This is a genomic window from Jatrophihabitans sp. (assembly GCF_051960575.1).
Classification (GTDB): Bacteria; Actinomycetota; Actinomycetes; order Mycobacteriales; family Jatrophihabitantaceae; genus JBQCEE01.
In genome coordinates this window covers 1-4374 of record NZ_JBQCEE010000304.1, presented here as the reverse complement: position 1 = coordinate 4374, position 4374 = coordinate 1, and the positions used below count along the sequence as shown (strand labels likewise).

At 71.5% G+C, this 4374-nt stretch carries 4 protein-coding genes; 3 read left to right on the top strand and 1 reads right to left on the bottom strand.

Features of this window, described 5'->3' with window-relative positions; translation table 11 throughout:
* The coding region (locus ACTHMS_RS16900; protein ID WP_440307827.1) for a helix-turn-helix domain-containing protein at positions 1-631 on the top strand (631 nt) is incomplete at its 5' end.
* Positions 632-795: 164 nt separating this feature from the next.
* On the top strand, positions 796-1305 hold the full coding sequence (gene ssb, locus ACTHMS_RS16895) for a single-stranded DNA-binding protein (protein WP_440307826.1): 510 nt from the start codon (positions 796-798) through the stop codon (positions 1303-1305).
* 135 nt (positions 1306-1440) lie between these two features.
* Here ssb and ACTHMS_RS16890 read toward each other — a convergent pair whose 3' ends face one another.
* Positions 1441-2118: a transglycosylase family protein gene (locus tag ACTHMS_RS16890; protein WP_440307825.1), complete on the bottom strand. Its 678-nt coding sequence runs from the start codon at positions 2116-2118 to the stop codon at positions 1441-1443.
* A 505-nt stretch (positions 2119-2623) separates the two neighbouring features.
* Between ACTHMS_RS16890 and ettA the strand changes: the two genes are divergently transcribed.
* Positions 2624-4306 (top strand): energy-dependent translational throttle protein EttA, encoded by a 1683-nt coding sequence (gene ettA, locus ACTHMS_RS16885; protein WP_440307824.1) that lies wholly within the window; start codon positions 2624-2626, stop codon positions 4304-4306.
* Positions 4307-4374: the final 68 nt, after the last annotated feature.

Sequence of the window (4374 nt, the reverse complement as noted above, 5' to 3'; positions counted from 1 at the left end):
GGGAGCGTTCGTCCTGGGTCGGGCCGGACTGCTCGACGGCCGGCGGTGCACCACGCACTGGCGCTACACCGACCGGCTCGCCGCAGAGTTCCCGCAGGCGCGCGTCGACCCTGACGTGCTCTACGTCTGCGACGGGCCGGTCCTGACGTCTGCCGGCAGCGCGTCCGGTCTCGACCTGTGCCTGCACCTCATCCGCGCCGACCACGGCGAGGAGATCGCGCGCAAGGTCGCGCGCCGGATGGTGATGCCTCCCCACCGCGACGGCGGGCAGGCGCAGTACGTCGACGCGCCGATCCGCATCCGGCCCGCCGACACGCTCGCGCCCCTGCTCGACGAGCTGGCGTCCGAGCTGCACCTCGAGCACACCCTCGAGTCGCTCGCCGCCCGCATGGCGATGAGCCCGCGGACGTTCGCCCGCCGCTTCCGGGCCGAGACCGGCACCACGCCCCATCTCTGGCTGACCCACCAGCGCGTGCTCATGGCGCGCCGCATGCTCGAGCAGGGCGACGACCCGATCGACACAGTGGCGTCGCGGGCGGGGTTCGGCACCGGTGCGATGCTGCGGCACCACTTCGCGCGCATCGTGGGCGTGTCTCCCGCGTCCTACCGGCGCACCTTCCGCGCCGGCTGAGGCGGGCGCCTAGCAGGCAGCTCCGTCACGACAGGCCCGGCGTCCACAGCTGGCGTGTCGTCCACAGCCGGGGCGAGGACGCCCCCGGACCGGCCGTCGCTGGCCTTGACTGGGCCGGTCGCCGAGCGGCGGCGGCCCGGCGGGGCGACACGGAAGGACGCAGGATGAACGACACCTACATGACCATCGTCGGGAACCTCACCGACGACCTCGAACTGCGGTACACGGCGGCGGGCGTGCCGTGGAGCTCGTTCCGCGTCGCCTCCACGCCGCGTCACTACGACCGCGCGCAGGAGAAGTGGGTCGACGGCCAGCCGACGTTCCTGTCGGTCACCGTCTGGCGCGGGCTCGCGATCAACGCGGCGGCGTCGTTGCGCAAGGGACACCCCGTCGTGGTGCACGGCCGGTTCCAGCAGCGCGAGTACGAGTCGAACGAGCAGAAGCGGATCGCGTACGGGCTCGAGGCGATCGCCGTCGGTCACGACCTCAGCCGTGGCGTGGCCGCGTACGAGAAGCGGGCGCACGCCCTCGCGCCCGGCGTGGCCGTCGGCGAGGACGGGCTCCCGGTCAACGAGGGCGCCCGCTTCGCCGAGCCAGACGGCATCGCGCTGCCCAGCGTCGAGCCCGACGCCGAGGCGGAGGACACCGAGTCGGACGCGATGGCCTGGGCCTGATCGCGCTGCGTGGCGCCGACGGGTCGGGCGGGGCCGGACAGCACGCGACCCGGGCCGTGGGGAAACGGCCCGGGTCGGGTGCGTGGAACCGGCGCGGTCAGGCGGGGGGAGGGCCCGGCGCGACCGGTGGCGCGGTCACGGCAGGCGGAGCACCTGGCCGACGCGGATGTGGTTCGGGTTGCTGCCGATGCGCGCCTTGTTGAGGCGGTACAGCGTGCGCCAACCGCCGCGCACGTGGTGCGCCTTGGCGATGCGGGCGAGCGTGTCGCCGCGGTGGACGACGACGCGGTGCCGGGCCACGACCGGCGCCTGGTGACGCACGATGCGCCGCGGGGTGCGGCTCGCGGTCGTCGGGGCGGTCGACGGGAGGCGGGTGCTCGTGGCGGCACCGCTCTCGCGGGTCAGGCCGCCGCGGGGGCCGCAGACCGGCCAGGCGCCGGGGCCCTGCGCGGCGAGGACGCGGCGGGCGACCTCGATCTGCTCGGCCTTGGTGGCGAGGTTGGCCTGCGACGCGTAGAGGTGGCCGCCGTAGCCGGCCCACGTGCTGGCGGAGAACTGCACGCCGCCGTAGAAGCCGTTGCCGGTGTTGATGTGCCAGTTGCCGCCGCTCTCGCAGGCGGCGACGCGGTCCCAGGTCGCCCAGTAGCCGGGCGTCGCGGCGTCGGCGGGCGCAGCCGAGACGATGGCGGCGGTCGCGGCGGCGGCCACGGTACCGACGGTCATCGCGACGGCGATGCCACGCGCCGAACGGCGCGGGGCGGTGGTGTCGTGCTCGGTGCTGGTCGTGTTGGTCGCGATGTCTCGCGTGGTCATGAACTACCTCTCCCGGCGCGCAGTGCTGCGCAGCCCTTCGGATCCGTCCCCGTCGCGCCCGGCCGGCCCTGGCGGGCCGGTCATGGCTGGCTGGTGGTGTCGGGGATCCCGGGTCGGCCCCGGCGGCCTCCGCCACCCCCGGTGGTGCCGGTGAGCGCCTCGGTCCGTCGCACCATCCCTGCCCGGTGCGGCGCCGGTCCGGTGGTCCCGGTCCGTCGCGGCCTGCAGAACAACCTGCCGTTCGGTAACGGAATGGCAAAGTTTTGTGACCGAGATCACGTGACAAGCGTCACAAGACAATGCGAGTGGGATCCGCGCACGTCACGGGTATCTCACGCCCGTGAGAGGCCGCCCGAGCGGCCTGTGCAGCTGTCAAGAGTTCGTTCGGCACTCCGGAAGCGATTGCGGTCGCTGCTGTGACAAGCTTCACTCGCTTGCGGTCGGCGGTGACCGGATCGTCGGGGCGGGCGTCGTCGTCCTCGTCCCGGACTGACAGACTGGGTGCGTGGCCCAGTTCATCTACACCATGTACAAGGTGCGCAAGGCGCACGGCGACAAGGTGATCCTCGACGACGTCACCCTCTCCTTCCTGCCCGGCGCCAAGATCGGCGTGGTCGGGCCGAACGGTGCCGGCAAGTCGAGCGTCCTCAGGATCATGGCCGGTCTCGACCAGGCCTCGAACGGCGAGACCCGCCTCGACCCGAACGCGACCGTCGGCATGCTGCAGCAGGAGCCGCCGCTCGACGAGACCAAGACGGTGCGCGAGAACGTCGAGGACGCCGTGGCGGACCTCCGCGCCACGCTGGCGCGCTTTGAAGAGGTCAGCAACGCGATGGGCGAGCCCGACGCCGACTTCGACTCGCTGCTCGCCGAGCAGGGCGACCTGCTCGAGAAGATCGAGCACGCCGACGGCTGGGAGCTCGACAGCCGTATCGAGCAGGCCATGGACGCCCTGCGCTGCCCCCCGGGCGACGAGCCGGTGACCCACCTGTCCGGGGGCGAGCGGCGCCGGGTGGCGCTGTGCAAGCTGCTGCTCGAGCAGCCCGACCTGCTGCTGCTCGACGAGCCCACCAACCACCTCGACGCCGAGTCGGTGCAGTGGCTCGAGCAGCACCTGGCCAAGTACCCGGGAACGATCCTCGCCGTGACCCACGACCGATACTTCCTCGACAACGTCGCCGAGTGGATCCTCGAGCTCGACCGCGGCCGCGCGTACCCGTACGAGGGCAACTACTCGACCTACCTGGAGAAGAAGGCCGAGCGGCTCGCGGTCGCCGGCCGCAAGGACCAGAAGCTGCAGAAGCGGCTGCAGGACGAGCTCGAGTGGGTGCGCCAGAACGCCAAGGGCCGCCAGGCGAAGAGCAAGGCCCGCCTGCAGCGCTACGAGGAGATGGCGGCCGAGGCCGAGAAGACCCGCAAGCTCGACTTCGAAGAGATCCAGATCCCGCCGGGCCCGCGACTGGGCAACGTGGTCGTCCAGGCCAAGGGCGTCGACAAGGGCTTCGACGGCGAGCTGCTGATGAAGGACCTCTCGTTCTCGCTGCCCCGCGGCGGCATCGTCGGCGTCATCGGCCCGAACGGCGTCGGCAAGACGACTCTGTTCAAGATGATCGTCGGCATCGAGCAGCCCGACTCGGGCACGCTGACCATCGGCGAGACGGTCAAGCTCAGCTACGTCGACCAGACCCGCGGCGGCATCGACCCGAACAAGAACGTCTGGGAGGTCGTGTCCGACGGGCTCGACTACATCAACGTCGGTCAGGTCGAGATGCCCAGCCGCGCCTACATCGGCGCGTTCGGCTTCAAGGGCCCCGACCAGCAGAAGAAGGCCGGCGTGCTCTCGGGCGGTGAGCGCAACCGGCTGAACCTGGCGCTCACCCTCAAGGAGGGCGGCAACGTCCTGCTGCTCGACGAGCCGACCAACGACCTCGACGTCGAGACACTCGGCTCGCTCGAGAACGCGCTGCTGAACTTTCCCGGCTGCGCCGTGATCACCTCGCACGACCGGTGGTTCCTCGACCGCATCGCGACGCACATCCTGGCGTGGGAGGGCACGGCCGACAACCCGGCGCAGTGGTTCTGGTTCGAGGGCAACTTCGAGTCCTACGAGAAGAACAAGGTCGACCGGCTCGGCGCCGAGGCGGCTCGCCCGCACGCGGTCACCCACCGGAAGCTCACCCGCGACTGATGGCCCGGTTCGTGCACGACGTGCACATGCGCTGGTCCGACATGGACGCGTACCGGCACATCAACAAC